This window comes from Castellaniella sp. GW247-6E4, from assembly GCF_040276065.1.
Classification (GTDB): Bacteria; Pseudomonadota; Gammaproteobacteria; order Burkholderiales; family Burkholderiaceae_B; genus Castellaniella.
Genome location: NZ_JBELOI010000008.1, coordinates 157,973 through 182,529, shown reverse-complemented (window position 1 = coordinate 182,529; position 24,557 = coordinate 157,973). Strand labels below are relative to the sequence as shown.

Annotated in this window: 22 protein-coding genes; 8 read left to right on the top strand and 14 right to left on the bottom strand. The window is 66.4% G+C overall.

The window, feature by feature from the left end; translation table 11 throughout:
• Positions 1–27 precede the first annotated feature (27 nt).
• A complete protein-coding gene (locus tag ABS761_RS11660) occupies positions 28–1,008 on the bottom strand; it encodes a D-2-hydroxyacid dehydrogenase (protein ID WP_350408498.1) in 981 nt (326 codons plus the stop codon).
• A gap of 151 nt (positions 1,009–1,159) precedes the next feature.
• On the opposite strand from ABS761_RS11660, the gene ABS761_RS11655 reads away from it, so the two are divergent.
• Positions 1,160–1,771: a glutathione S-transferase family protein gene (locus ABS761_RS11655; protein WP_350408496.1), complete on the top strand. Its 612-nt coding sequence runs from the start codon at positions 1,160–1,162 to the stop codon at positions 1,769–1,771.
• Positions 1,772–1,810: 39 nt separating this feature from the next.
• On the opposite strand, the gene ABS761_RS11650 is transcribed toward ABS761_RS11655, so the two are convergent.
• From ABS761_RS11650 to ABS761_RS11600, 11 genes are all read right to left on the bottom strand, one after another.
• Positions 1,811–2,512, bottom strand: coding sequence for an ABC transporter ATP-binding protein (locus ABS761_RS11650; protein ID WP_350408495.1), 702 nt, complete (start codon positions 2,510–2,512; stop codon positions 1,811–1,813).
• Positions 2,513–2,515: 3 nt separating this feature from the next.
• Positions 2,516–3,280 carry a high-affinity branched-chain amino acid ABC transporter ATP-binding protein LivG gene (livG, locus tag ABS761_RS11645; protein ID WP_350408494.1) on the bottom strand — a complete coding sequence of 255 codons (765 nt, stop codon included), beginning with the start codon at positions 3,278–3,280 and terminating at the stop codon, positions 2,516–2,518.
• Positions 3,277–4,503 carry a high-affinity branched-chain amino acid ABC transporter permease LivM gene (locus ABS761_RS11640; RefSeq protein ID WP_350408493.1) on the bottom strand — a complete coding sequence of 409 codons (1,227 nt, stop codon included), beginning with the start codon at positions 4,501–4,503 and terminating at the stop codon, positions 3,277–3,279. The genes livG and ABS761_RS11640 overlap by 4 nt, the downstream gene beginning before the upstream one ends.
• The gene (locus ABS761_RS11635; RefSeq protein ID WP_350408492.1) at positions 4,503–5,432 is read right to left on the bottom strand and encodes an ABC transporter permease subunit; all 930 of its coding nucleotides are present in this window, start codon (positions 5,430–5,432) and stop codon (positions 4,503–4,505) included. Before ABS761_RS11635 ends, ABS761_RS11640 begins: the two co-directional genes overlap by 1 nt.
• 121 nt (positions 5,433–5,553) lie before the next feature.
• Positions 5,554–6,672, bottom strand: a complete 1,119-nt coding sequence (locus ABS761_RS11630; RefSeq protein ID WP_350408491.1) for a high-affinity branched-chain amino acid ABC transporter substrate-binding protein — start codon at positions 6,670–6,672, stop codon at positions 5,554–5,556.
• 239 nt (positions 6,673–6,911) lie between these two features.
• Entirely contained in the window at positions 6,912–7,754 is an 843-nt protein-coding gene (gene proC, locus ABS761_RS11625; protein WP_350408490.1) for a pyrroline-5-carboxylate reductase, read from the bottom strand.
• Positions 7,755–7,878: 124 nt separating this feature from the next.
• Positions 7,879–9,000: a branched-chain amino acid ABC transporter substrate-binding protein gene (locus ABS761_RS11620; RefSeq protein WP_350408489.1), complete on the bottom strand. Its 1,122-nt coding sequence runs from the start codon at positions 8,998–9,000 to the stop codon at positions 7,879–7,881.
• A gap of 119 nt (positions 9,001–9,119) precedes the next feature.
• Positions 9,120–10,076, bottom strand: a complete 957-nt coding sequence (locus ABS761_RS11615; RefSeq protein WP_350408488.1) for a LysR substrate-binding domain-containing protein — start codon at positions 10,074–10,076, stop codon at positions 9,120–9,122.
• Between the two features lie 45 nt (positions 10,077–10,121).
• Positions 10,122–12,197 carry an ATP-dependent DNA helicase RecG gene (gene recG / locus ABS761_RS11610; RefSeq protein ID WP_350408487.1) on the bottom strand — a complete coding sequence of 692 codons (2,076 nt, stop codon included), beginning with the start codon at positions 12,195–12,197 and terminating at the stop codon, positions 10,122–10,124.
• An 8-nt stretch (positions 12,198–12,205) separates the two neighbouring features.
• Entirely contained in the window at positions 12,206–12,592 is a 387-nt protein-coding gene (locus ABS761_RS11605) for a Rid family detoxifying hydrolase (RefSeq protein ID WP_350408486.1), read from the bottom strand.
• Between the two features lie 116 nt (positions 12,593–12,708).
• Positions 12,709–13,485: a ferredoxin--NADP reductase gene (locus ABS761_RS11600; RefSeq protein WP_350408485.1), complete on the bottom strand. Its 777-nt coding sequence runs from the start codon at positions 13,483–13,485 to the stop codon at positions 12,709–12,711.
• A gap of 360 nt (positions 13,486–13,845) precedes the next feature.
• On the opposite strand from ABS761_RS11600, the gene ABS761_RS11595 reads away from it, so the two are divergent.
• From ABS761_RS11595 to ABS761_RS11565, 7 genes are all read left to right on the top strand, one after another.
• Positions 13,846–14,334, top strand: coding sequence for a tripartite tricarboxylate transporter TctB family protein (locus ABS761_RS11595; protein ID WP_350408483.1), 489 nt, complete (start codon positions 13,846–13,848; stop codon positions 14,332–14,334).
• A 25-nt stretch (positions 14,335–14,359) separates the two neighbouring features.
• Positions 14,360–15,871: a tripartite tricarboxylate transporter permease gene (locus ABS761_RS11590; RefSeq protein WP_350408482.1), complete on the top strand. Its 1,512-nt coding sequence runs from the start codon at positions 14,360–14,362 to the stop codon at positions 15,869–15,871.
• A gap of 37 nt (positions 15,872–15,908) precedes the next feature.
• Complete coding sequence (locus ABS761_RS11585) at positions 15,909–17,309, top strand: FAD-dependent oxidoreductase (RefSeq protein WP_350408481.1); 1,401 nt, start codon at positions 15,909–15,911, stop codon at positions 17,307–17,309.
• A 33-nt stretch (positions 17,310–17,342) separates the two neighbouring features.
• Positions 17,343–18,311, top strand: a complete 969-nt coding sequence (locus ABS761_RS11580; RefSeq protein WP_350408480.1) for a Bug family tripartite tricarboxylate transporter substrate binding protein — start codon at positions 17,343–17,345, stop codon at positions 18,309–18,311.
• A 250-nt stretch (positions 18,312–18,561) separates the two neighbouring features.
• The gene (locus tag ABS761_RS11575; protein WP_502881417.1) at positions 18,562–19,608 is read left to right on the top strand and encodes a Fe(3+) ABC transporter substrate-binding protein; all 1,047 of its coding nucleotides are present in this window, start codon (positions 18,562–18,564) and stop codon (positions 19,606–19,608) included.
• A gap of 79 nt (positions 19,609–19,687) precedes the next feature.
• The gene (locus ABS761_RS11570; RefSeq protein WP_350408529.1) at positions 19,688–21,295 is read left to right on the top strand and encodes an ABC transporter permease; all 1,608 of its coding nucleotides are present in this window, start codon (positions 19,688–19,690) and stop codon (positions 21,293–21,295) included.
• Positions 21,296–21,302: 7 nt separating this feature from the next.
• Positions 21,303–22,109 carry an ABC transporter ATP-binding protein gene (locus ABS761_RS11565; RefSeq protein ID WP_350408479.1) on the top strand — a complete coding sequence of 269 codons (807 nt, stop codon included), beginning with the start codon at positions 21,303–21,305 and terminating at the stop codon, positions 22,107–22,109.
• On the opposite strand, the gene ntrC is transcribed toward ABS761_RS11565, so the two are convergent.
• Positions 22,106–23,605 (bottom strand): nitrogen regulation protein NR(I), encoded by a 1,500-nt coding sequence (gene ntrC, locus ABS761_RS11560; RefSeq protein WP_350408477.1) that lies wholly within the window; start codon positions 23,603–23,605, stop codon positions 22,106–22,108. The two genes, ABS761_RS11565 and ntrC, sit on opposite strands and share 4 nt — an antisense overlap.
• On the bottom strand, positions 23,602–24,552 hold the full coding sequence (gene glnL, locus ABS761_RS11555; protein WP_350408476.1) for a nitrogen regulation protein NR(II): 951 nt from the start codon (positions 24,550–24,552) through the stop codon (positions 23,602–23,604). The genes ntrC and glnL overlap by 4 nt, the downstream gene beginning before the upstream one ends.
• Between the last annotated feature and the right edge of the window lie 5 nt (positions 24,553–24,557).

The following is a 24,557-nucleotide window of genomic DNA, read 5'->3' as shown; positions in this document are numbered from 1 at the left end:
GGTCTCGAAGAAAAGGGAATGGGCGCCTCAACGGTTGAAGGCGGTCACCATATTGCGCGGTTCGTCTCGGCAAAACGCCTCGATATTGTCGCGCACCTGCTGGATCAGCGCCGCGATGGCCTCGTCGCTGGCCCACGCCACGTGCGGCGTGAGAATGAAATTCGGCATGCCGACCAGGGCCATGAGGGGGTGTGCCAGCCCGGGGGGCTCCTGGCTGGCCACGTCGAAGGCCGCACCCGACAGGCGCCCTTCGCGCATTGCACGCACCAGCGCGGGCTCGTCCACCAGGCCGCCGCGCGCGGTATTGATCAACAAGGGGCGCCGTTCCATGAGCGCGAACTCGGCCTCACCGATCATGCCGCGCGTTTGTGCATTCAGCGGGCAATGCAGGCTGATGACGTCGCTGGAGCGCAGGACGTGGGAAAACGAGGTGTAGTCCTCGGCCGGCGCATCGACCTCCTTGCGTGCCGCGAACTGCACCTTCATCCCAAAGGCGCGGGCCAGTTCGGCCACCGCCTCGCCCAGCGCACCCCGGCCGATGATGCCCAGCGTCGAGCGCGCCAGATCGCGGATCGGATAATCCAGGTAGCAGAAGCTGCTCGCCGTCTGCCAGCGGCCGTCGATCACCGACTGTCGATAGGCGATCAGGTTGCGACGCAGGGCGAGCATCAGCGCCATGGTGTGCTCGGGCACCGAGTGGACGGCATAGTCGCGCACATTCGAGACCACGATGCCGCGCCGCTCGCAGGTGTCCAGATCGATGTTGTCGGAGCCCGTGGCGATCAACGCGATCAGACGCAGGCGCGTGGCGTGACGCAGCGATTCGGCCCCAATCGGAACTTTGTTGACCACCACGACGTCGGCGTCGCGAATGCGTTCGAGGACCTGTTCCGGCGCTGTGCGGGGATACAGGACCAGCTCGTGAGGAACCGATGGGCCCTGGAAATCGGCATCCGCGGGCAGGGAATCCCGGTCCAGGAAAACAATGCGCAAAGGCGAATCAGCCATGAGGGAACTCCTGCGAACCACAGTGATGGGCGTCGAATGACAAGCACCGATAGTCTAACTCAAGGGCAGCGTGGAACGCGGTTCGCCCGGCTCCGCGCCCGGTGGTATAAACAAAGCTGTTCCTCACCTTTGGATTCTCGCCGAGCACACCATGAAACTTTATTATTTCCCGGGCGCCTGCCCGCTGGTCACGCATATCGCCCTCGAATGGATCGGCAAGCCCTATGAGACGTGCCGGATCACGCGCGAACAGACCAAAGAGGCCGAGTACCTGGCGCTCAACCCCGTCGGCGCGGTGCCGACCCTGGTCGATGGCGACTTTGTGCTGACCCAGAGCGTGGCGATTCTGGAATACCTCGCAGAGCTCAACCCTGCGGCCGGGCTGCTGGGCGAGACGCTCCGCGAGCGGGCGGAAACCCGCCGCTGGCTGGCGTTCTGCAACGCCGACCTGCATCGCACCTTTGCCCTGGTATTCGGCGCGCTGCACTTCGGCGCGGGCGACGAGGGCGTAGCGGAGATTCTCAAGGGCAAGGCGGTGGAAAAACTTCAAGGGCTGTTCGCCGTGGCCAATCGTCAGCTCGAGGACCGCGATTGGCTGACCGGCCAGCGCTCGCTGGCCGATCCCTATCTATACACGCTCCTGCGCTGGGCCGACGCGCTCTCGGTCGAGTTGCCGGGGATGGATGCGCTGCGCCGGTTCCAGGCTCGTCTGCAGGCCGACGCAGGGGTCAAGGCGGCCCTCGCGGCCCAGGACCTCACATAGGCGCCTCTGAGCATGCGGCGCACAATCCGCGCCGCACGCTCAGGCGCCCAGGTAGGCCTTGCGGACCTCGTCGTTGACCAGCAAGTTCGCACCCGTATCGTGCAGCACGACCTTGCCGGTCTCGAGCACGTAGCCGCGATCGGCCACCTGCAAGGCCTTGTTGGCGTTCTGCTCGACCAGAAATACCGTCACGCCCTCCTCGCGGATGGTGCGGATGATATCGAAGATCTGGGCGATGATCAGAGGCGCGAGGCCCAAGGTCGGTTCATCGAGCAGCAGCAGCTTGGGCCGCGTCATCAGGGCGCGGCCGATGGCCAGCATCTGCTGCTCGCCGCCCGACATGGTGCCGGCGCGCTGGCCGGCGCGTTCCTTGAGGCGCGGGAACAGCTCAAAGACGTGCTCGAGGCTTTCCTCGGTCTGGCGACGATCCAGAAAAAAGCCGCCCATATTGAGATTCTCGGCCACCGTCAGGTCTGGGAACACGCGTCGGCCTTCCGGGGAAATGGCGATGCCGCGCTGCATGACCATGTGCGTGGGCAGGTGAGTGATGTCCTCGCCCAGGAAGTGGATGGCGCCCGAGCGCGCCCGGGGGTTGCCGCAAACGGTCATCAGCAAGGTGGTCTTGCCTGCGCCATTGGCACCGATCAGGGTCACGATCTCGCCCTGGTTGACCTCGACCGAGACATCGTTGAGCGCCTGGATGGCGCCGTAGAAAGTGTTGACGTTTTCAAGCTTGAGCACGGTTCATTCCCCGAGGTAGGCTTTGATGACGCGGGGATCCGTGCGGACCTCCTCGGGCAGGCCGGTGGTAATGGGCTTGCCGTGTTCCATGACCAGGATACGGTCGGACACCCCCATGACGAGGCTCATGTCATGCTCGATTAGCAGGACGGCCACGCCGAACTCGCGGCGCAACTGGTCGATCAGGGCCTGCAGGTCGCGTTTTTCCTGGGGATTGAGGCCTGCGGCCGGTTCGTCGAGCATCAACAGGCGTGGCTTGGTGATCATGCAGCGCGCGATCTCGAGGCGGCGCTGGTGTCCGTAGGCCAGATTGCCGGCCTCGCGGTTGGCGTACTGGCGGATGTCCATGAAGTCCAGCCACTCCGCCGCGCGGCGCTTGGCCTCGGATTCCGACTTGCGAAAGGACGGCACCTTGAGCAGCCCGTGCAGCAAGCCAGTCTGCATCTGGGTGTGCTGGGCAACGAGCAGGTTTTCCAGCACGGTGAGGTTTTTGAACAGGCGCACGTTCTGGAACGTGCGCACCAGGCCGTGGCGCGCCACCTTGTGGCTGGGCTCGCCAGTGATGGGCTGGCCGTCCATGACAATGTCGCCGGCGGTCGGCTTGTAGAAACCGCCCACGCAGTTGAACACCGTGGTCTTGCCCGCGCCGTTGGGACCGATGATGGCGAACACCTCGTCCCCGCGAACCTCGAATTCCACCTGATCGACGGCCAGCAGGCCGCCGAAGCGCATGGTCAGTCCGCTGACCTTCAATAGTGCTTCACTCATGATTCCATTTCCACGTGCGGACGTTTGACCGGGAGCAGGCCCTGCGGGCGCCAGACCATCATGACCACCATCACCAGGCCGAAGATCAGCATCCGGTACTGCGCGAATTCACGGGCGATCTCGGGAACCACCGTCAGCAGGATCGCCGCGAGGATCACCCCGACCTGCGAGCCCATGCCTCCCAGCACGACAATGGCCAGGATCAGCGCGGATTCGATGAAGGTGAAGGACTCGGGATTGACCAGGCCCTGACGCGCGGCGAAGAACGCACCGCCGAAGCCGGCGAACATTGCCCCCATGGTGAAGGCGGAGAGCTTGATCGTGGTGGGGTTGAGGCCCAACGACCGGCAGGCGATCTCATCCTCGCGCAAGGCCTCCCAGGCGCGGCCGATCGGCATGCGGATGACCCGGCTCGAGACGAACAGCGTCACCAAGGCCAGACACAGCGCCATCAAGTATAGGTAGATCACCACGTCCTGGCTGTTGAAGGTCCAGCCCATCATTTCGTGAAAGGTCGGGGTGCCGTCAGTCGAGCGGCGCACGAGCTGATAGCCGAAAAATGATGGTTTGGGGATACCGGAAATCCCATCCGGGCCGCCTGTCAGGCCATAGAGATTGATGAGCATCAAGCGAATGATCTCGCCAAAGCCCAGGGTGACGATGGCCAAGTAGTCGCCACGCAGCCGCAGCACCGGAAAGCCCAGGATGAAACCGAAGAACGCAGACATCAGGCCGGCCAGCGGCAGGGCCTGCCAGAAGCCCCACCCCGCCCAGTGGAAGAGCAAGGCGTAGGTGTAGGCACCCACGGCGTAAAAGCCGACGAAACCCAGGTCGAGCAGCCCCGCGAAGCCCACTACGATATTGAGGCCCAGGCCGAGCATGATGTAGATCAGCACCAGGGTGGCGATGTCCACCTGGGCGCGGCCCGTAAAAAACGGCCACACCAGGGCGAACAGTACCAGCACCAGGACGGCCCGCTGGCGCCCCTTGTCCGAGATCGCCGGCAGGCGCCAGCGCGGCGCATCGCCGGATTTCCTGCGGATGAACAGCGGCCGCAGGAGCTGGATCACGAAAATGATCGCCATGCCGCCAAGGATGTAGTCCCACTCGGGCTGGAGGTAGGTCTCCTGCCCACGGCGCAGAATCTGCAGGCCGAAGACCGGGGCGATGATGACCCCCGCCATGATGGCGGCGATCACCGCGTTTTTGAGGTTCTGAAACATTAGACTTTTTCCACTTCGGGTTTGCCCAGCAGGCCCGTCGGACGGAACAGCAGAATGAACACCAGCAACAGGAAGGCGACGATGTCCTTGTACTGAGAGGAGATGAACGCGGCGGCGAAGGTCTCGGCCAGACCCAGCAGGACGCCGCCCAGCATGGCGCCGGGGATGCTGCCGATGCCGCCCAGCACGGCCGCCGTGAAAGCCTTGATGCCGGCAATGAAGCCGATGAAGGGATTGAGCTTGCCGATGGCCAAGGCGATCAGCACGCCGCCCACCGCCGCCAGCATCGCCCCGATCACGAATGTGAAGGAAATGATGCGGTTGGTGTCGATGCCCAGCAGATTGGCCATATGCAGGTCTTGCGAGCAGGCGCGCGAGGCCTGGCCCGTGCGCGAATACTTGATGAACAGGGACAGGCCGATCATCAGCAATATCGTCACCACGATGATCATGATGCGCGAATACGGCGCGGTGACGGTGAAGTCGCTGCCCCCGAAGGTGAACTCGACCGAGCCGGAGATCAACGAAGGCACGGCCATGTCGCGCGCGCCCTGTCCCGTGGCCACCCAGTTTTGCAGGAAGATCGACATCCCGATCGCCGAGATCAGGGGCACCAGCCGGGGGCTGCCGCGCAAGGGCGCATAAGCGACCTTCTCGACCGCAAAGCCATAGACCGCGGTCACCAGGATCGCCACCAGCAGCATGAGCAGGATGATGACCGGCAGCGGCAGGCCGCTGTTCACGCCGATGGCCGACAAAGTCACCAGGCCGACATAGGCGCCGATCATGTAGATTTCGCCATGCGCGAAGTTGATCATCCCGATGATGCCGTAGACCATGGTGTAGCCGATGGCGATCAGCGCATAGATCGCGCCGAGCGACAGTCCGTTGAAGAGCTGTTGCGTAAGGAGAGGAAGCAGATCGGACATAAAGAGAGGATTTCCAGGGAGGGAGAGGATTTCCGGGGAAGAAATCGACCGCGGGCCGCGAGCGCCCGCGAGACCGCGATCAGGACCAGCCCAGGCCGGCGCCCGGGCTGGCGGTCCTCGATCAGGGCTGGATCTGGGTCATACTGCCTTGACCGTCCCAGCGGAACACCGCGAACTCGAAGTGTTTCAGGTCGCCCTTGGCGTCGTAGTCCACCTTGCCGATGGCGGTGTTGAAGCTGCTGCTGTGCATGTGGTCGGCGACCTTGGCGGGGTCGGCGCCCACAGCGTTGATACTGTCGGCCAGGATTTGAACGGCGGCGTAGGCGGTCATGGTGAAGGCGCCGTCCGGGCTGCGCTTGTACTGCTTGAAGTGCTCGAGAATCTGCTCGTTGCCCTTCATTTTAGTGAAGTCCGCCGGCAAGGTGACCAGGAGCTTGTCGACGGCCGGGCCGGCGATGGCTACCAAGTCCTTGTTGGCCACGCCTTCGGGGCCCATGAACTGGGTGTCGAGGCCCTGCTCGCGCGCCTGGCGCAGCAGCAGGCCGAGTTCGGCGTGATAGCCGCCAAAGTAGATCAGGTCGGGGCCCAGCGCCTTGAGCTTGGAGATCACGGCGGAATAGTCGCTGTCGCCCACGTTGATCCCCTCAAACATGGCGACGTTCACGCCGCTCTTCTGCAAAGCGGTCTGGACCTGGGTGGCGACGCCCGAACCGTAGGTCTGCTTGTCGTGCAGGATGGCAACCTTGGAGGGCTTGAGCTGCTTGGCGATATAGTCGGCGGCGAATGGGCCTTGCTGATCGTCGCGGCCAATGGTGCGGAAGAAGAAATGCGGCTTGATCGTGTCGGTGACCAGGGGCGAAGTCGCGCCCGGAGTGATCGCGACGATGCCTTCCTGTTCGTAGACGTTGACGGCCGGGACGGTGGTGCCGGAGCACGCGTGCGCCACGGCGAACTTGGCGCCGGAGTTGATCACGCGGTTGGCGGCGGGGACGGCCTGCTTGGGTTCGCAACCGTCGTCGATCAGCAGCGGCTCGATCTTCATGCCCTTGATGCCGCCGGCGGCATTGAGCGCATCGATCGCGGTCAAGGCACCCGCCTGGATCTGGTCGCCATACTGGGTGGCCGGGCCCGTCATGGGCTGCGGAATCCCGATCTTGAGGGTATCCGCCTGGACGCCGGCGGCCATGGTCATGGCGCCGATCGCCAACATGAGGGGTGTGACGCGCTTCTCGAAATTCATTCGAATAGTCTCCGGTAGAGCCAACCGCAAAATACCTGCGCCCTATTGGGGCGTCAGCCATTCAACGGTAAGCCTGGGTTTTCAGCTTTCCGCCCTGAGCGGCAGGCGTAATTCTGACGAGTAGCCGAATGGGTGTCACTACGGTTAATCCCTTACATCGGTTTGCGATGGTCGAGGCCGGAAGATCGGATTCAGCGCCGGGCCGCGCAAGGCCCGCTATGCAACGTGCGGCGCGGCGTTCACTCGGGCGCGCCCGAGAGCTCGCGCGCAAGCGCCGCCGCACGCTCGGCCGCCGCCTGGACGGCCCGGCCCACGATCCCGGTGAAGTCCGCCTCCTGGAATACGGCCAGGGCCGCGGCGGTGGTCCCGCCCTTGGAGGTGACCCGCTCACGCAGGACCGATGGTGCATCGGGCGACAAGGCGGCAAGCTGCGTAGCGCCGTGCAAGGTCGCCAGCGCGAGCTGCCGTGCCTGCTCGGGCGAGAGGCCCTGCTCGACGCCGGCCTCGATCAGGGCCTCGAGGAACAGAAACACATAGGCCGGACCGCTGCCCGACACGGCGGTCACGGCGTCGATCGCCTCGTCGCGCTCGACCCAGACCACCTCGCCCACCGCGCGCAGCAGGCTTTCGGCCAGCGCGCGATCGTCCGCCTCGACCCCCCGCATCGGATACATGCCGGTAATGCCGCTGGCGATCAGGGCGGGCGTGTTGGGCATGCAGCGCACGAGCCGGGCATAGGGCGCGTCGGCCTCGCCCAGCCAGCGGCCGATGGTCTCGGCGGGAATGCCGGCGGCGATGCTGATCACCAGCGTGCCCGGCCGCAGGAAAGGCCGGCATTGGCGCACGACCTCGCGCATGACCTGCGGCTTGACCGCGAAAAACCAGACGCGGCAGGCGGACAGGCGTTCGTCGGGCATGGCCGAGGCGGTAGAGCCTTGTTCGGCCCATCGCTCGCGCAGCGCCTCGTTCGGATCAATGACGTGGATGTCGGCCGCGGCGCAGCGCCGCCCGATGAGCCCGGTGGCCAAGGCGGTGGCCATATTGCCGCCGCCGATCAGTGCGAGAGTGAGGTCTTGTGTCATAGGGGAGCCATTGTACGATTAAGGCCCGTTCACACATGTCGTGGAATCGCGAAGGGCGCGGCACCTGCCGCGCCCCTTGGGCCTGCCGTCGGACCGGAGCCCATGGGGGCGCCGGCGCATGAGCTTACTTGAAGACCGTCTTGCTGCCGTCGGCGTGCCAGGTGAAGATGTCGAACTTGAAGTCCTTGAGGTCGCCTTGCTGGTTCCAGGCGATCTCGCCGATCGGAGTTTTGACCGCGTTGCCGTGCAGCCAGGCGGCGACCTTGACCGGATCGTCCGCGCCGACGCCCTTGATGCCCGTGGCGATGGATTGCAGCGCCGAATAGGCCGTGAGCTGGAATGCGCCGCCCGGATTGCGGTTCTTGTCCTTGAACGCCTTGACGACCGCGGCGTTGTCCGGATTCTGCGTGAAGTCCGCTGGCAAGGTGACGAGCATACCTTCGACGGCCGGGCCGGCGATGGCATTGATGTCGGGATTGCCGACGCCTTCGGGGCCCATGAACTTGACGTTGAGGCCTTGTTCGGCACCCTGGCGCAGCAGCAGGCCCATTTCCGGATGGTAGCCGCCGTAATACACGAAATCGGCGCCCGAGGATTTGAGCTTGGTGATGACGGCCGAGTAGTCGCTGTCGCCAGCGTTGATGCCTTCGAAGAGCACGATCTTGATGCCGGCTTTTTCGAGATCGTTTTTAACTGCGGTGGCGATGCCCTGGCCATAGGACTGCTTGTCGTGCAGGACGGCGACCGATGTGGGCTTGATCTTTTCGGCGATGAACTGGGCGGCCGCGGGGCCTTGCTGATCGTCGCGCCCGATGGTGCGGAAGATCATGTCGAAGTTCTTGCCGTCGGTGACCAGCGGCGAGGTCGCCGAGGGCGAAACCATGACCACGCCCTCGGTGTTGTAGACGGGCGCGGCCGCGATGGTGGCGCCCGAACACACGTGGCCGACCACGTAGTGAATCTTTTCGTTGACCACGCGGTTGGCGACCACGGGGCCTTGTTTGGGCTCGCACGCGTCGTCCATGACGACGGCCTCGAGTTGATTGCCGAGCACGCCGCCGGACGCGTTGATGGTCTCGATTGCGGTATCGACCCCCTCCTTGACCATGTCGCCGTATTGGGTAAGGGCACCGGTGAAGGGACCCGCAATAGCGATCTTGATGGTGTCGGCGCTGGCAACCGAGGATATCAGCATGCCAGCAGCAAGGCCTAGCGCCGCCGCCACCGGGGTTACACGGATCTTCATAACAGCCTCCTTTGAAAACTCTCGAAGAGAATACATCGAAAGTCAAAAGGCGTGGGCGCGGCCTGCGTGAGGGTTTACGCGTACGCCTTTCGGGCCAGGTCCAGGCCTCGCCGGACCGGCTAGCCCGCTTCGCTCTCGAGCGCGGCGGCGTCCGCTAGCATGGCCACGCCCGGTATGCCGCAATGGCGCACGGCCTGTACCAAAGCTTCGATCGCGGCCAATCTCGGGAAGCTCTTGCGCCAGACCAGGACCACCCGGCGGTCGGGGACCGGCGGCTTGAAGGGCACGAAAGCCAGGAGTTGGTTCTCTTCGCCATGCACGCCCAGGGCGCTGGCCGGCATGACGGTGATGCCGATGCCGGCGGCAACCATGTGGCGAATGGTTTCGAGCGAGGACCCTTCGAAGGTCCGTTGGATGCCCTCACTGGACGCCGAAAAGCGGGAGAGCTCCGGACAGACCTCGAGCACTTGATCGCGGAAACAGTGTCCGGCACCCAGCAACAGCATGGTTTCCTCCTTGAGTCTCGCGGAATCGATCTGCTTGCTCGACGCCCAGGGGTGATTGTGCGGCAGGGCGACGCAGAACGGTTCGTCGTACAGAGCGCACTGGGCGAATCCCGCATCCGGCAGGGGCAGCGCGAGGATCGCGCAGTCGATCTCGCCCTGGCGCAGCAGCTCGAGCAGGCGAGCGGTGTAGTTTTCCTGAAGCAGCAGCGGCATCTGAGGCATCGAGCGAATCTGCGCCGGGACCAGATGCGGCAGCAGATATGGGCCGACGGTGTAGATCACGCCCACGCGCAAAGGGCCCTCGAGGGGATCGTGGCCCTGACGAGCGATTTCGCGCAGGTTGGCGCTTTCTTCGAGGACACGTTGGGCCTGGGCAACGACACGCAGGCCAATCGGCGTGATGCCGACCTCGGCGCCGCCGCGCTCGAAGAGGACCACCCCCAGTTCTTCCTCGAGCTTGCGGATGGCCACCGACAGGGTCGGCTGGCTGACGAAGCACGCCTCGGCAGCGCGCCCGAAGTGGCGCTCCCGCGCCACGGCCACGAGGTACTTCAATTCCGTCAACGTCATGATGATTCCTTGCGTCTCGCAATGCGTGGATGCAGCCTGGAAGGTTCAACTGCGCAGATACTGCGCCCGGCCCTGCATCCAGCGGCGCTGATGAGCCAGCGCATGTTCTGGAAAATCGGCCGCCAGCCGGGCCGCCGCTTCGCGGGCCTGGTCCAGCAAGCCCTCGTCGTCCGAGAGATCGGCAAAACGCAGTGGCGCCTGCCCGGACTGGCGGATCCCCAACAGCTCGCCCGGCCCGCGCTGCGCGAGATCGCGGCGCGCGATCTCGAAGCCGTCGCTGGTTTCGTACATGGCCCGCAGCCGTTCGCGCGCCACCCCTGACAGCGGCGGCTGGTAGAGCAGCACGCAAGCGGACTGGTGCGCGCCGCGGCCGACACGGCCACGCAGTTGGTGGAGCTGCGCCAGGCCGAAGCGCTCGGCGTGCTCGATCACCATCAGCGTGGCATTGGGCACGTCAACGCCCACCTCGATCACGGTCGTGCTGACCAGCAAGTCGATGCGCCCCTCGCGAAACGCCCCCATCACCTCGGCCTTGTCCTGCGCCGGCAGGCGTCCATGCATCAGGCCGACCCGCAGGTCCGGCAGAATGCCACGCAGGCGCTCCCAGGTGTCCACGGCGGTCTGGAGCTGCAACGCCTCACTTTCCTCGACCAGCGGGCAGACCCAGTAGGCCTGCCGCCCTGCCCTGACTTCGTCGCCGATCCGCGCCAGAATCTCGTCGCGGCGGGTGTCGGCGAACAACTTGGTAAGCACCGGTGAGCGCCCCGGCGGCAACTCGTCGATGACCGAGATCTCCATGTCGGCGAAAAACGCCATCGCCAGGGTGCGCGGGATCGGGGTTGCGCTCATGCTGAGTTGATGCGGCAGGGCATCCCCGGCCTCGCCCTTGCGATTGAGGTCCAGGCGCTGGCCCACGCCGAAACGATGTTGCTCGTCGGTGATCACCAATCCCAGGTTCCGAAAAACGACCTTGTCCTGGATCAGAGCCTGGGTGCCGACCACCAGCCGCGCCTCGCCGGAGGCGATGGCGGCAAGCGCCGCACGGCGCGGCGCGGCGGCCACCGCCCCCGTGAGCCAGGCTACCTGCACCCCGAGGGGTTCGAGCCACTCAGAGAACTTGCGCAAGTGCTGTTCGGCGAGGATTTCCGTCGGCGCCATGATCGCCACCTGCGCGCCGGCCGCGATCGCGTGCGCGGCGGCGAAAGCCGCCACGATGGTCTTGCCGCTGCCCACGTCGCCTTGCAGCAGGCGATGCATGGGATGGCCCAGGGCCAGATCGGCCGCGATCTGTGCGATTGCGCGCTGCTGCGCTCCGGTGAGGGCGAATGGCAGGCTGGCGCGCAGGCGCTCGAGCAGCGCCCCCCCCGGCGCCAGCGGCTGCGCGCGCTGGGCCAGCCGGGCCGCACGCGCCACGGCCAGAGCCAACTGCTGGGCCAGCAACTCGTCGAACTTGATGCGCCGCCAGGCGGGATGGCGATGCTCGGCCAGGCTGTCGAGCGACACCTCGGGCACGGGATGGTGCAGCATCCGCAGGGATTCGTCGAACGGGGCCAGATCATAGGCCTCGCGGATTTGTCGCGGGAGGGTGTCGTCCAGGTCGGCGCCCGCCAACGCCTCGTCGATCGCCTTGCGCAGGCTCGCCTGGCTCAGGCCCTGAGTGGTCGGGTAGACGGGCGTGAGGGTGCGCGGCAGCGCGGCACCGGCCTCCGTCATCAGGGGATGGACGATCTCGGGGCCGTTGAAGCCCGCGCGCACCTCGCCGCGCGCCCGCACCCGCCGGCCCGCGCGCAGGCGCTCTTGCTGGCCGGGATAGGCGTGCAGCCAGCGCAGCGTGATGCGCCCGCTGCCGTCCTCGAGCACGGCCTGCAACTGGCGCCGGGGCCGAAACTGCGCCTCGCTGTGGATGATCTCGCCCTCTAGAACCGCGTGTTGTCCGGCCCTGGCCCGCGCGATGGGCGTGATGCGGGTCTCGTCCAGGTAGCGCAGCGGCAGGTGGACGATGAAATCCGCCGGCTCGCACAAGCCGAGTTTGCGGAATTTGCGTTCCAGCGAGGCGATGGGCTCCCTGGCCGGCGCCGGTTTGCGCGCGGCGGCTTTACGGGATGGGGCGGCGACGCTCAACGGGCCCTCTAAAGGGCGAGGATGGCCTCGACCTCGAATTGCGCGCCCTTGGGCAGACTGGCCACGCCGATCGTCGACCGCGCCGGATAGGGCTCGGGGATGATTTCGGCCATGATCGCATTGGCGCTGGCGAACTTGCTGAGATCGGTCAGGAACAAGGTGAGCTTGACCACGTTGTCGAGGGTGCCGCCGGCCGCCGCGATGACCGCCTGCATATTGGCGAAGGACTGGCGCACCTGGCCCTCGAAGTTCTCGGAAACCAGCTCGCCGGTGCCCGGCTCGAGGCCGATCTGACCCGATAGGAAGACCAGCCGGCCCGCCGTGGCGCTGACGGCCTGGGAGTACGGGCCGACCGCGGCCGGCGCGGTGTCGGTATGGATGATTGCCTTGCTCATGGTGATGGTCCGTGTCTCGAATTTAACAACTATCAAAGTGTACAGATCAATAGACAAAAGTAAAAGCCCCCCGGACGATCCGCCGGAGGGCCGTGTCGCGCGAACTGGGCAACGCCTTATTTTTCGGCGAAGGCGCGCTCGTAGACGTAGTCGCCCGGCTCGCCCACCCCGGGCGACACCGAAAATCCCCGGTCGTCGAGCATCCGGCGCACGTCGGCGAGCATCGCGGGACTGCCGCAGATCATCGCGCGGTCGACGGCTGGATCCAAGGGCGGCAAATCGATGTCGCGGAACAATTGCCCGCTATCCACGAGCGCGGTGATGCGGCCCTGATGCGCGAAGGGCTCGCGAGTGACCGTCGGGTAGTAGATGAGCTTGTCGCGCACCATCTCGCCCAGGTATTCATCCTGGGGCAGCTCTTCGCGGATGTAGTCCGAGTAGGCGAGCTCGCTCGCAAAGCGCACCCCGTGCACCAGCACCACCTTTTCGAAGCGCTCGTAGACCTCGGGGTCCTTGATGATGCTCATGAACGGCGCCAGGCCCGTCCCGGTGGCGAACAGATACAGGCGTCGACCGGGTACGAGGTCGTCGGCCACTAGCGTGCCGACCGGCTTGCGGCTGACCAGGATGGAGTCGCCCGCCTTGAGGTGCTGCAAGCGCGAGGTGAGCGGGCCGTTGGGCACCTTGATGCTGAGAAACTCGAGATTGTCCTCGTGGTTCGCGCTGGCGATGCTGTAGGCGCGCATCAAGGGCTTGCCGTCGACCTCGAGGCCCAGCATGACGAAATGGCCGTTATGGAAGCGCAGCCCGGGATCCCGCGTGGTTTTGAAAGAGAACAGCGTGTCGTTCCAGTGGCGCACGCTGAGGACCTGCTCGGAATTGAAAGCTGCCATGGTGATTGCGTATCAAACTGATCGTATAGGAGTGAAACTGTCGTATGGGAATGGTAGGGCCGCAAGGGCGGATTACAAGCCGCTACTGCACGGGTCTGGTCAGTTTTCTTGACATAGGACAAATCAGGCGCTGTTCAGCAACGCCGGGAGACATGTCACGAACGGGGCCGGGGTGGTCTCGCGCCGCGCTCGGGGCCGCATTCGCGCCCTCTTCCGCCCGAGAGTAGCATTCTACACCGCGGGTCGAATTGGCCGCGCCACCGCGTGGGCTGCAATACAATCCGTCCATTGCCGGGCCGCGCCATCGGCCTTCACCGCGGGGGGCGCCGTGCGTCTGCCCGCCCAACGGGATCACCGCCCATGCGCATCAAAAGCCAAAAGGACTTTTTCTCCGGCCTGCTCTTCGTGATCACCGGAGCCTGTTTCGGTTGGGGCGCGACGGCCTATCGGATCGGCACCAGCGCACACATGGGCCCGGGCTATTTCCCGCTGCTGTGCAGCGCCCTGCTGGTCCTGATCGGCCTGGCCGTCTGCATCAAGTCCCTGACCCTCGAAACCGCTGACGGCGAGCCGATCGGCCGATGGGCCGGCAAGCCCCTGGTCTTCATCATCCTCGCCAACGCCCTGTTTGCAGCCCTGCTGGGCGGCTGGCCCGCGCTGGGCATCCCGGCGTTCGGATTCGTGCTGGCCGCCTGGATCGCCACCATTGCGGCCGCCCGCGCAGGCTCGCAGTTCCGGTTGGGTGAAGCGGCCCTCCTCGCCACCGTGCTGGCCCTGGGCGGCTGGCTGATCTTCGTCAAGGGCCTGGGCATGCAACTGCCGGCCTGGCCGGGCTTCATCGCCGGCTGAACCACCGGAAAAGGAAACCTTCGCCATGGACGTGTTGCAGAACCTGGCCCTGGGATTCAGCGTCGCCTTTACGCTTCACAACCTCGCCTATGCCTTCGCCGGCTGCCTCCTGGGCACCATGATCGGCATCCTGCCCGGCCTGGGGCCGACGGCGACCATCGCGATACTCCTGCCCAGCACCTACGCGCTGGACCCCACCTCGGCGTTGATCATGCTCGCGGGCATCTATTACGGCGCGGCCTACGGCGGCTCCACGACCTCCATCCTGGTCAACCTGCCAGGCGAGATCTCTTCGGTGGTCACGACTCTCGACGGCTACCAGATGGCCCGCAAGGGCCGCGCGGGCCCCGCCCTGACGGCCGCCGCCGTGGGCTCGTTCGTGGCGGGTTGTTTTGGCACCGTGGTGATCGCCGCCTTTGCCATCCCGCTGACGGCAATGGCGTTCAAGTTCGGGCCCGCTGAGTATTTTTCCCTGATTGTCCTGGGGCTGATCGGATCCGTGATCCTGGCCTCGGGCTCCGTGCTCAAGGCGCTGGGCATGATCGTGCTGGGCCTGCTGCTCGGAATGATGGGGGCCGACGTCAATTCGGGCATACAGCGCTACGGTTTCGAGATCCCCGAGCTGGCCGACGGGATCGACTTCGTGGTCATCGCCATGGGCCTGTTCGGCTATGGTGAAATCATCGCCAACCTGTCGCGGGCCGACGAACAGCGGCAGATCGTCAAAGTCGGCCTGTCCAGCCTGTACCCCAGCCGAAAGGACTGGAAGCACATGACGCCCGCCATCTTTCGCGGCACGCTGATCGGGAGCTTCCTCGGGATTCTCCCCGGCGGTGGTGCCGTGCTCTCGTCCTTCGCGGCCTATACGGCCGAAAAGAAAATCAAGCTCAAGCCCGGCGAGATCCCCCTGGGCGACGGCAATATCCGGGGCGTCGCCGCGCCCGAGGCGGCCAATAATTCGGGCTCGCAGACTGCATTCATCCCGTTGCTGACGCTGGGCCTACCGCCCAACAGCGTGATGGCCCTGATGGTCGGCGCCATGATCATCCACAATATTCAGCCCGGGCCCCAGGTCATGACGAGCAATCCCGAGCTGTTCTGGGGGCTCATCGCCTCGATGTGGATCGGCAATGCGTTTCTCGTCGTCCTCAACCTGCCGCTGGTCGGCCTCTGGGTGAAGCTGCTGACGCTGCCGTACCGTTGGCTGTTTCCCGCCATCGTGTTGTTCTGCGCCATCGGGGCCTACTCCCTGAGCAACAGTGCGTGGGACATCTGGATGCTGGGCTGGTTCGGCCTCATCGGCTATGTCTTCATCAAACTCGGCCTGGAGCCGGCGCCGCTGCTGCTGGCGCTGATCCTGGGTCCAATGATGGAGGAAAACCTGCGCCGCGCCCTGCTGCTGTCCCGCGGCGATTGGAGCATCCTCGTGAGCCGGCCGATCTCCGCCACGCTGCTGCTGTCCGCCGCCGCGCTGCTCGCCGCGATGGTGCTGCCGGCCATCCGCAAGCGGCGCAAAGAAGCCTTCGTCGAGGAATGAGGGCCCGCCATCCGGTCTGGTATATTTCAAGCACATCATGAGCTCGACAATCCCACCATCCATCACCGAGCCTGCACGGCGCACGCCGCTCATCGACGAGGTCGACGTGCTGGTGCTGGGCGGCGGGCCGGCGGGCCTGGCGGCGGCGGTCGGCGCCGCGCGCGGCGGCGTGCGCACCCTGCTGGTCGAGCGCTACGGATTCCTGGGCGGTATGGGCACCGCCGCAGGGGTGACCAATTTCTGTGGCCTGCACGCCAACGTCCACGGCGTGCTTCGCCAGGTCGTCCAAGGCGCCGGCGCGGAACTGCTCGAGCGCATCGACGCGCTCGGCGGCCTCAATACGCCCCATCTGCTCTTTGGCGGACGCATGGCGGCGCAGGCCTATGACACCGCAGCCTACAAGGTGGCGGCCGACGAGCTGTTGGCGGCATCCGGCGCCCGCGTCCTGCTGCACGCGTGGGTTGCGGACGTGCTGATGCGCGAGGACGGCGGCATCGACGTCGTCATGGTCGAGACCAAATCCGGACGTGCCGCGATCCGCGCGCGCCAGTTCATCGACTGCACCGGCGACGGCGACGTCGCGGCCCTGGCAGGCGTTCCGTACGAAAAAGGTACCGACGGCCAAGCCATGATGTATCCCAGCACAATGATGCGGATCGGCGGCGTCGACCCGGTCCGCGCCGGCGAGGCCTGGCGCCACGTGGTCGAACGCATGCGCGCGGCCGAGGCCCGCGGCGAACGGTTTGCGCGCCAGGGGCCGATTCTGCGCCCGCAAAAGAACCCGGCCGAATGGCGTGCGAACGTGACCCAGCTTGCACGCCCCGACGGCGGACCCGTGGACGGCACAGACGCCTGGCAGTTGTCCGCCGCCGAGAGCGAAGGTCGGCGGCAAGCCGCACAGTTCATGGGCTTCCTGCGGCGCGACATGCCCGGCTTCGAGCACGCCTACCTCCTGGATCTGCCGCCGCAGCTCGGCATCCGCGAAACCCGGCGCATCGTGGGCGACTACGTCCTGACCGAGGACGATGTGCTGGCTTGCGCGAGCTTCGAGGACACGGTCGGCGTGAACGGCTGGCCGGTCGAGGAACACATGGCCGGACGCGTCGAGTTCCGCTGGCCGCACGGCACGCAGGACGCGGCCGGCCGGGCCGCCAGCCGCGGATACAACCACCTCCCCTGGCGCATGCTGCTGCCCCAAGGCATCGACAACCTCCTGGTGGCGGGCCGCTGCGCCGGCATGACGCACGGCGGCCAGTCGGCCGCGCGCGTGTCCGGCGGCTGTTTCGTCATGGGGCAGGCGGCGGGCACGGGGGCCGCGCTCGCCATCCACCGGGGAATTCCGCCGCGCCGCCTGCCGACCCGGGATCTGCAAGACGAGCTGCGCCGTGCGGGGGCGTGGCTCGGCCTGGACGACGACACCCTGCCCCCGCCCATTTGATCACCCAGACAAAACTTTCCACGGAGACCTTCAATGCAACGTCGCACATTCGTCATGGCCGCGGCCGCCGCAGCTCTCACCGCATCGATGGGCGCGCATGCCCAGGACTGGCCGACCCAGCCGGTCAAACTGGTCGTGGGCTTTCCCGGGGGATCCACCCCGGACATGGTCGCGCGCACTCTTTCCGAGCCACTCTCCAAGCTGTTGGGCCAACCCGTCATCATCGAGAACAAGCCCGGGGCGAGCGGCAATATCGCAGCCGACCACGTGGCCAAGGCGACCGACGGGCACACACTGGGCATCGTCATCAACGGCAACCTGACCTCGTCCCAGATGCTCTACCCCAGCCTGCCCTACGACCCCGTCAAGGATTTCAGCTACATCAGCCTGCTGACGACCGCGCCGCTGATCCTGGTCGCGCCCGCGAGCGAACCCGGCGGCACCGCATTCTTCGACAAAGCCCGGCAGGAAGGCGACCGCTGGAACTACGGCTCGGTGGGGGTCGGCTCGGTTTCGCACCTGGGCATGGAGCTGCTCAAAGGCGAGGTCCCGGGCCTGAAGCCCATGCTGGTGCCCTACACCGGCGGCAACCCGGCCGTGGTGACGGCCCTGATCGGCGGCCAGGTGCAGATGGCGCTGATGCCCCCGGGCGTGGCCATGCCCCAGGTCGAGGCGGGCAAGCTCAAGGCGATCGGCGTGACCACCGCCGGCCCGAGCCCGCTCGTGCCGAGCGTGCCTTCCTTGTCCGAAGCCGGGGTCAAGGATTTCACCCTCGAGGTCTGGACCGCGCTCGTCGGACCGGCGAGCCTGCCCGAGGCCGTCCAGCAGAAAATCTCGGCCAGCATCATGGACATCCTCAAGACCCCCGCCACCCAGGAAAAACTGCTCACGCAAGGCTGGAAGGCGGTGGGCACGACGCCCGAGGGCATGAAGACCCGCGTGGAAAAGGAAACCGAGCTGCTGGGCGGCATCATCCGCTCGCAGAACATCCGCCTGCAATAAGTCCGAGGCTCGCCGGGCCCGCACGCGAAACGCGCGCCAGGCCCCAGCCGCTCCGCAGACATCGGCCCGGGATGCCTGCGGAGCGGCGCACCGACGCACCCTACCCCGCTGCGCCGCTTCGTTTCAGTTTACTTTCAAGTAGCGGTCAGGTAATCTTTGCACTGCGGAAGTTTTGATAATCATTATCATTCCTGCCCTCAATACCCTCTTAACCACGCACTCGGCGCAGACCGCCACGGGAGCCATTCGCATGCCCTCGCCCCTTTCCAACCCTTCCCGATTCAAGCATCGGCTGGCCGCACTGGCGCTCGGCTTGCCGATGCTGGCGGCTTCGGCCGCAATGGCCGCCGAAGTGAACCTCTACACCACCCGTGAGCCCAAGCTGATCCAGCCGCTGCTGGACGCCTTCACCCAGCAGTCGAACGTCAAGGTCAACACCGTGTTCGTCAAGGACGGTCTGCTCGAACGTGTCAAGACCGAGGGGGCGCAATCCCCGGCCGACGTGCTGATGACCGTGGACATCGGCAATCTGCTCGACCTGGTCGATGGCGGCATCACCCAGCCCGTGCAGTCCAAGGTACTGGAATCCGTGATCCCGGCGAACCTGCGCGGCGCCGACGGCCAGTGGTATGCGCTGTCGCTGCGCGACCGCGTCGCCTACGTTGCCAAGGACCTGGACATTCAGGCTCTGAATTACGAGGATTTCGCCGATCCGAAATGGAAAGGCAAGGTCTGCATCCGCTCGGGCCAGCACCCCTACAACACCGCGCTGATTGCGGCGTTGATCGCGCACGACGGCGCCGCGGCGGCCGAGCAGTGGCTGCGCGGCGTCAAGGCCAACCTCGGACGGCCCGCGACGGGCGGCGACCGTGACGTGGCGCGAGACATTCTAGGCGGCATCTGCGACATCGGCATCGCCAATGCCTATTATGTGGGCCGGATGAAAAACTCACCACCGGACTCCGACGGCTACAAGTGGGGCGAGGCCATCAAAGTCGTGCGCCCAACCTTCAAGGGTTCCGCGGGCACGCACGTGAACATCTCGGGCGCGGCCGTCGCCCGGCATGCCCCTCATCAGGCCCAGGCGGTCCAGTTGCTGGAGTATCTGGTCTCCGACGAGGCCCAGAGCTTGTACGCCAAGGCGAACTATGAATACCCTGTCAAGGCCGGCGTCGCCCTCGACCCCGTGGTCGCGAGCTTCGGCACGCTGCAGGTGGACGATCTGCCGCTCACCGAGATCGCCCGGCATCGGAAGCTCGCCAGCGAGCTGGTCGACAAGGTTGGACTGAATCAATAGCGGACGCCCTCCGGGCGGTAATGGCTTGACCGGCTTTCCCTCTGGGTCGCGCGCTCAGGCGCGCATCTGGCACTTTGGCATGATCCTGGCGGGGATCGGCGTACTGGCGCCCGTCGCCTCGCTGCTGAGCCTGGCCGCTCAGGGTTCGTTCGAGCACTGGGCACACCTGCTGGATTACGTGCTGCCCGGCGCTTTTGCCCGGACGCTGGCGCTCCTGGCGGGCGTCGGGATCCTCAGCGCCGGGCTGGGCGTGGGCGGCGCCTGGCTGGTCACCGCCTACGACTTTCCGTTGCGCCGCACTTTGTCCTGGGCGATGCTGCTGCCGCTGGCGGTGCCCACCTACATCGTGGCCTACGCCTATCTGGATATCCTGCATCCCATCGGTCCGGTCCAGAGCGCGCTGCGGATGCTGCTGGGCTACGACAGCCCGCGCGAGTTCCGCCTGCCCGACCTGCGCAATCTGCCCGGCGCCATCGGCCTGCTGGGATTCGTCCTCTATCCCTATGTCTACCTGACCACCCGCAGCATGTTCGCCACCCAGGCGGCCAGTCTGCTCGAGGCCGCCCGCCTGCTCGGCCATGGCCCCTGGAGCACGTTCTTCCGGGTGGCCCTGCCCATGGCGCGGCCGGCGATCGCGGTCGGCCTGAGCCTGGTCTTGCTGGAAACCCTCAACGACATCGGCGCATCCGAATTCCTCGGCATCCAGACCCTCACGGTGTCGGTCTATTCGACCTGGGTGAGCCGCTCGGACCTGAGCGGCGCCGCCCAGATCGCGCTGGTGATGCTGGCCCTGGTCATGATGTTGATCGCGGCGGAACGCCACGGACGGCGCATGCTGCGCTATGCCGGCTCGCGGCGTCCGCACCCCATCCAGGCCCGGCGCCTGCGCGGGGCCGCCGCCTGGACGGCCACCGCCCTGGCCGCCTGGCCCGTACTCGTCGGATTCGGCGCGCCCGCGGCTTACCTGCTGATCCAGACCGGCGAATGGCTGATGATCAGCGGCGCCCCCTCGCCGCGGCTGCTGCACGCGGGGGTGAACACCGTATCGGTGTCCCTGCTGGCGACAGCGATCACGGTGGGCCTGGGCCTGGTCGTTGCCTGGAGCGCACGCATCATGTTGCGGCCCTCGCGCTGGCTGCGCGCCCTGCCGCGCCTGGCCACCCTTGGCTACGCCCTGCCCGGAACGGTGCTGGCGATCGGGCTGCTCTTTCCGATCATGGCTTTCGAGCGCGGCCTGGCCCTGGTGCGCGACACCCTGGGCATGGCGCCGGCCGAGCTGTTCCTGATGGGTTCGCCCATGGTCCTCGCCGGCGCCTACGCCATCCGCTTCATGGCAATCTCGGTGGGCAGCATCGAGGCGGGTCTCACCCGCATCCCGCCCTCGATCGAGCAGGCGGCGCGCCTGCTGGGCGAAAGCGTCAATGGCACCCTACGCCGCATCCACCTGCCACTGCTGCGGCCGGCGCTGGCCACAGCCGCGCTGCTGGTATTCGTCGACAGCATGAAGGAATTGCCGGCCACGCTGCTGTTGCGGCCCATGAACTTCGATACGCTGGCGACATGGCTGTACGGCGAAGCCGCCCGCGGTTCCTACGAGGAAGGCGCGATTGCCGCGCTGGGCATCGTGCTGGCGGGCCTGATTCCCGTCATCGTGCTGGCTCGCATGCAGAACCGAAAGACCCCCTGAGGCCCCAATGCTGGAACTGGATCACATTTATCTGAGCTACCCCGCGACCAATGGCCGGCTGCGGGCCGTGAACGATCTCAGCCTGTCCCTGGAGGGCGGCCAGATCGCCTGCCTGCTGGGCGCCTCGGGCTGCGGGAAAACCACTGTGCTGCGGGCCATCGCGGGCTTCGAACCCCTGGACAAGGGCGAGATCCGCCTGGCCGGGCGCGTGCTCTCGAGCGCCGGCGGCCAGGTCGAGCCCGAGCACCGGCGGGTCGGCATGATGTTTCAGGACTATGCCCTGTTCCCCCACCTGACGGTCTGCGGGAACGTGGGATTCGGCCTGCGCCGCCTCACCGCCGAGGCGCGCGGGCGCAGGGTGCGCGAAATGCTGGCCCTCACCGACCTCAGCAACCTGGGCGACCGCTACCCGCACCAGCTCTCGGGCGGGCAGCAGCAGCGCGTGGCCCTTGCGCGCGCGCTCGCGCCCGAGCCCGACCTGCTCCTGCTCGACGAGCCGTTTTCAAACCTGGATATCGATGCCCGCGAGAAACTCGCCTTTGAGTTGCGCGACATCCTCAAGGCCTCGGGCCGCACCGCTCTGCTGGTCACCCACAACCAGGCTGAAGCCTTTGCCATTGCGGATCAGATCGGGGTGATGCATTCCCACACCCTGGCGCAATGGGACACCCCCTATGGCCTGCACCACCACCCGGCCACCCCCGAAATCGCGGCCTTCGTGCGCCGCGAAGCCTTATTGGCCCGGCGCGCCCAGGCCTGCCTGCGGGGCAGCCCGGCCGGCGTCACTGCCCGATGCGATATTGACGGGACCTAGTGTCCTGTTCGGTTAATCCGCACAGGACACTCGTCCGCGCCACCGGCGTCTACGCCCAGTTCCCGACACTTGCGCGCCAGCGTGTTGCGGCCGATGCCCAGGCGCCGGGCCGCTTCCCCGCGCCGGCCGCCACTGTAGGCCAGGGCGGCACTGATCACCGCGCGCTCGAAGCTCATCGACAAGGTCTCCATGACGCAGGGCTCCTGGCGGCCCAGGCGGCGGCGCGCATCCTCGCCAAGGGCGGCCGTCCACTCCGGCCCGGCCTGCTCTTGCGGCAGGCCGGCGGCCGGCGCCGCCGCATCGGCGTCCACCCTGCTGCCCGCAAGGCCGGCACCAAAATCGGCATCGAGGACCTCCGGGGGCAGGTCGCGCCGCTCGACCGTCCGGCTGGGTGCCATCACGGTCAGCCACTGGCAGATATTTTCGAGCTGCCGGATATTGCCGGGATAGTCGAAGCGCTCGAGGGCTTCGAGCGCCTCGGGGCTGAGAGTGCGCACCGGCACGCCGAGCTCGGCGGCGCTGGCGCTCAGGAAATGCGCGGCCAGCGAGGCAATGTCTTCGCGGCGCTCGCGCAGCGGCGGCAGGCGCAGGCGAATCACGTTGAGCCGATGGAATAAATCCTCGCGAAAAGAGCCCTGGGCCACGCGCCGCTCCAGCGGCTGATGGGTGGCGGCCACCACCCGCACATCCACCGTGAGAGCTTGCGTGCCGCCCACGCGGTAAAAGCTGCCCTCGGCCAGGACGCGCAGCAGGCGCGTCTGCAGCTCTGCCGGCATGTCGCCGATTTCGTCCAGGAACAGGGTGCCGCCGCGGGCCTCTTCGAAACGCCCGCGCCGGGCCTGCACCGCGCCGGTGAAAGCCCCGCGCTCGTGCCCAAAGAGCTCGGCCTCGAGCAAGTCGCGCGGAATCGCCGCCGCATTGACCGCGATAAACGGTCCCGTGGCACGCTGGCTGTGCTGGTGCAGGGCCCGTGCGATGAGCTCCTTGCCGGTGCCCGACTCGCCCGTGATCAACACCGTCGCCCGTGAGGCCGCCAGGCGCCCAATGGCGCGGAAGACCTCCTGCATCGCGGGCGCGTGCGAGGGCATGAGCGCGCCGCGCCCGGCCTGATCCTCCTGTGGCCGGGCATCGGCCCGCTCTTGGGCGGCGCGGCGGATGGTGAGGATCGCAGCCTCGACGTCGAAGGGTTTGGCCAGATAGTCGAAGGCGCCGCGCTGAAAGGCGGCGACGGTCGTATCCAGATCGGTGAACGCCGTCATGATGATCACCGGCGTGCTCGGCGCGCGCGCCTTGATCTCCGCCATCAGCGTGAAACCATCGCGGCCCGGCATGCGAACATCGGTGAGCACCACCGAGGGCTGCTCGCCTTGATCGAGCGCCTCCAGCGCGGTGATGCCGTCCGAGAAAACGCGCACCGGCAAGCCTTCCTTGTTCAGAGCCTTTTCCAAGACCCAGCGCACGGTCTTTTCGTCATCGACGACCCATACAGGGTTCATAGAGGCTCCATGGGCAGAATCAGGCGAAATTCGGTGTGACCGGGCCGTGAATCGAATTCCACCAGACCGCCGTGCTGTTGCATGAACTCCTGGGCCAGGCTCAGGCCCAGTCCCGTGCCCTGGGCGCGCCCCGTCAGCAAGGGGTGAAAGATCTTGTCGCGCAGCGCCTCGGGCACGCCCGGGCCATTGTCGACGACGGACAATACGAGGCCCATGCGCACCTGGCGCCGCGGCAGCACCAGTTGGTGGCCGACGCGCGTGCGCAGCACCAGTCGGGGCGCGGGATTCTGGGGCTGCTCGGCCAGGGCTTGGCCCGCATTGCGGGCCACGTTGAGCAGGGCCTGGAGCACACGAGAAAAATCCGCCCGAACCTCGGGCGCCGACGCATCGTAGTCACGCACAATCTCGATCCGGCGGCCATGCTCGGCCGCCAACAGGGTGTAGACCCGCTCGCAGACCTCGTGGATGTTGAAGCAGCGGACCTCCAGCCCCTGCCGCTGCGAGGACACCAGGCGCTCGACCAGATCCACCAGGCGGTCGGCCTCCGCAATGATGACCCCCGTGTAATCCTTGAGCCCCGGGTCATCGAGCTCGCCCTCGAGCAGTTGCGCGGCGGCGCGCAAGCCGCTCAGGGGATTGCGGATCTCATGGGCGAGATTGCGCAAGGACTCGCGCTGCGCCGCCTGGTCGGCATGGATGTGCTGCCGATCGTCCAGCACCGCCGTCCGCACGGGGATCTCGTAGAGCCAGGCCCATGGCGCCCCGCGCAGCGGCACCTTGACCACGCTCTGGGCCCCATCGATGAGCCTGGCGGCCTCCATGCCCTCGAGCTGGCGGCGCGACAGGCCGAAGTGTTCCTCCGCCGCCGTATTGGCATGGCGGATCCGCAGGCCCCCATCCAACAACAGGACCGCGGTCTTCAGCAGGTCGTAGCCGGAGGGGTCCATGGTCG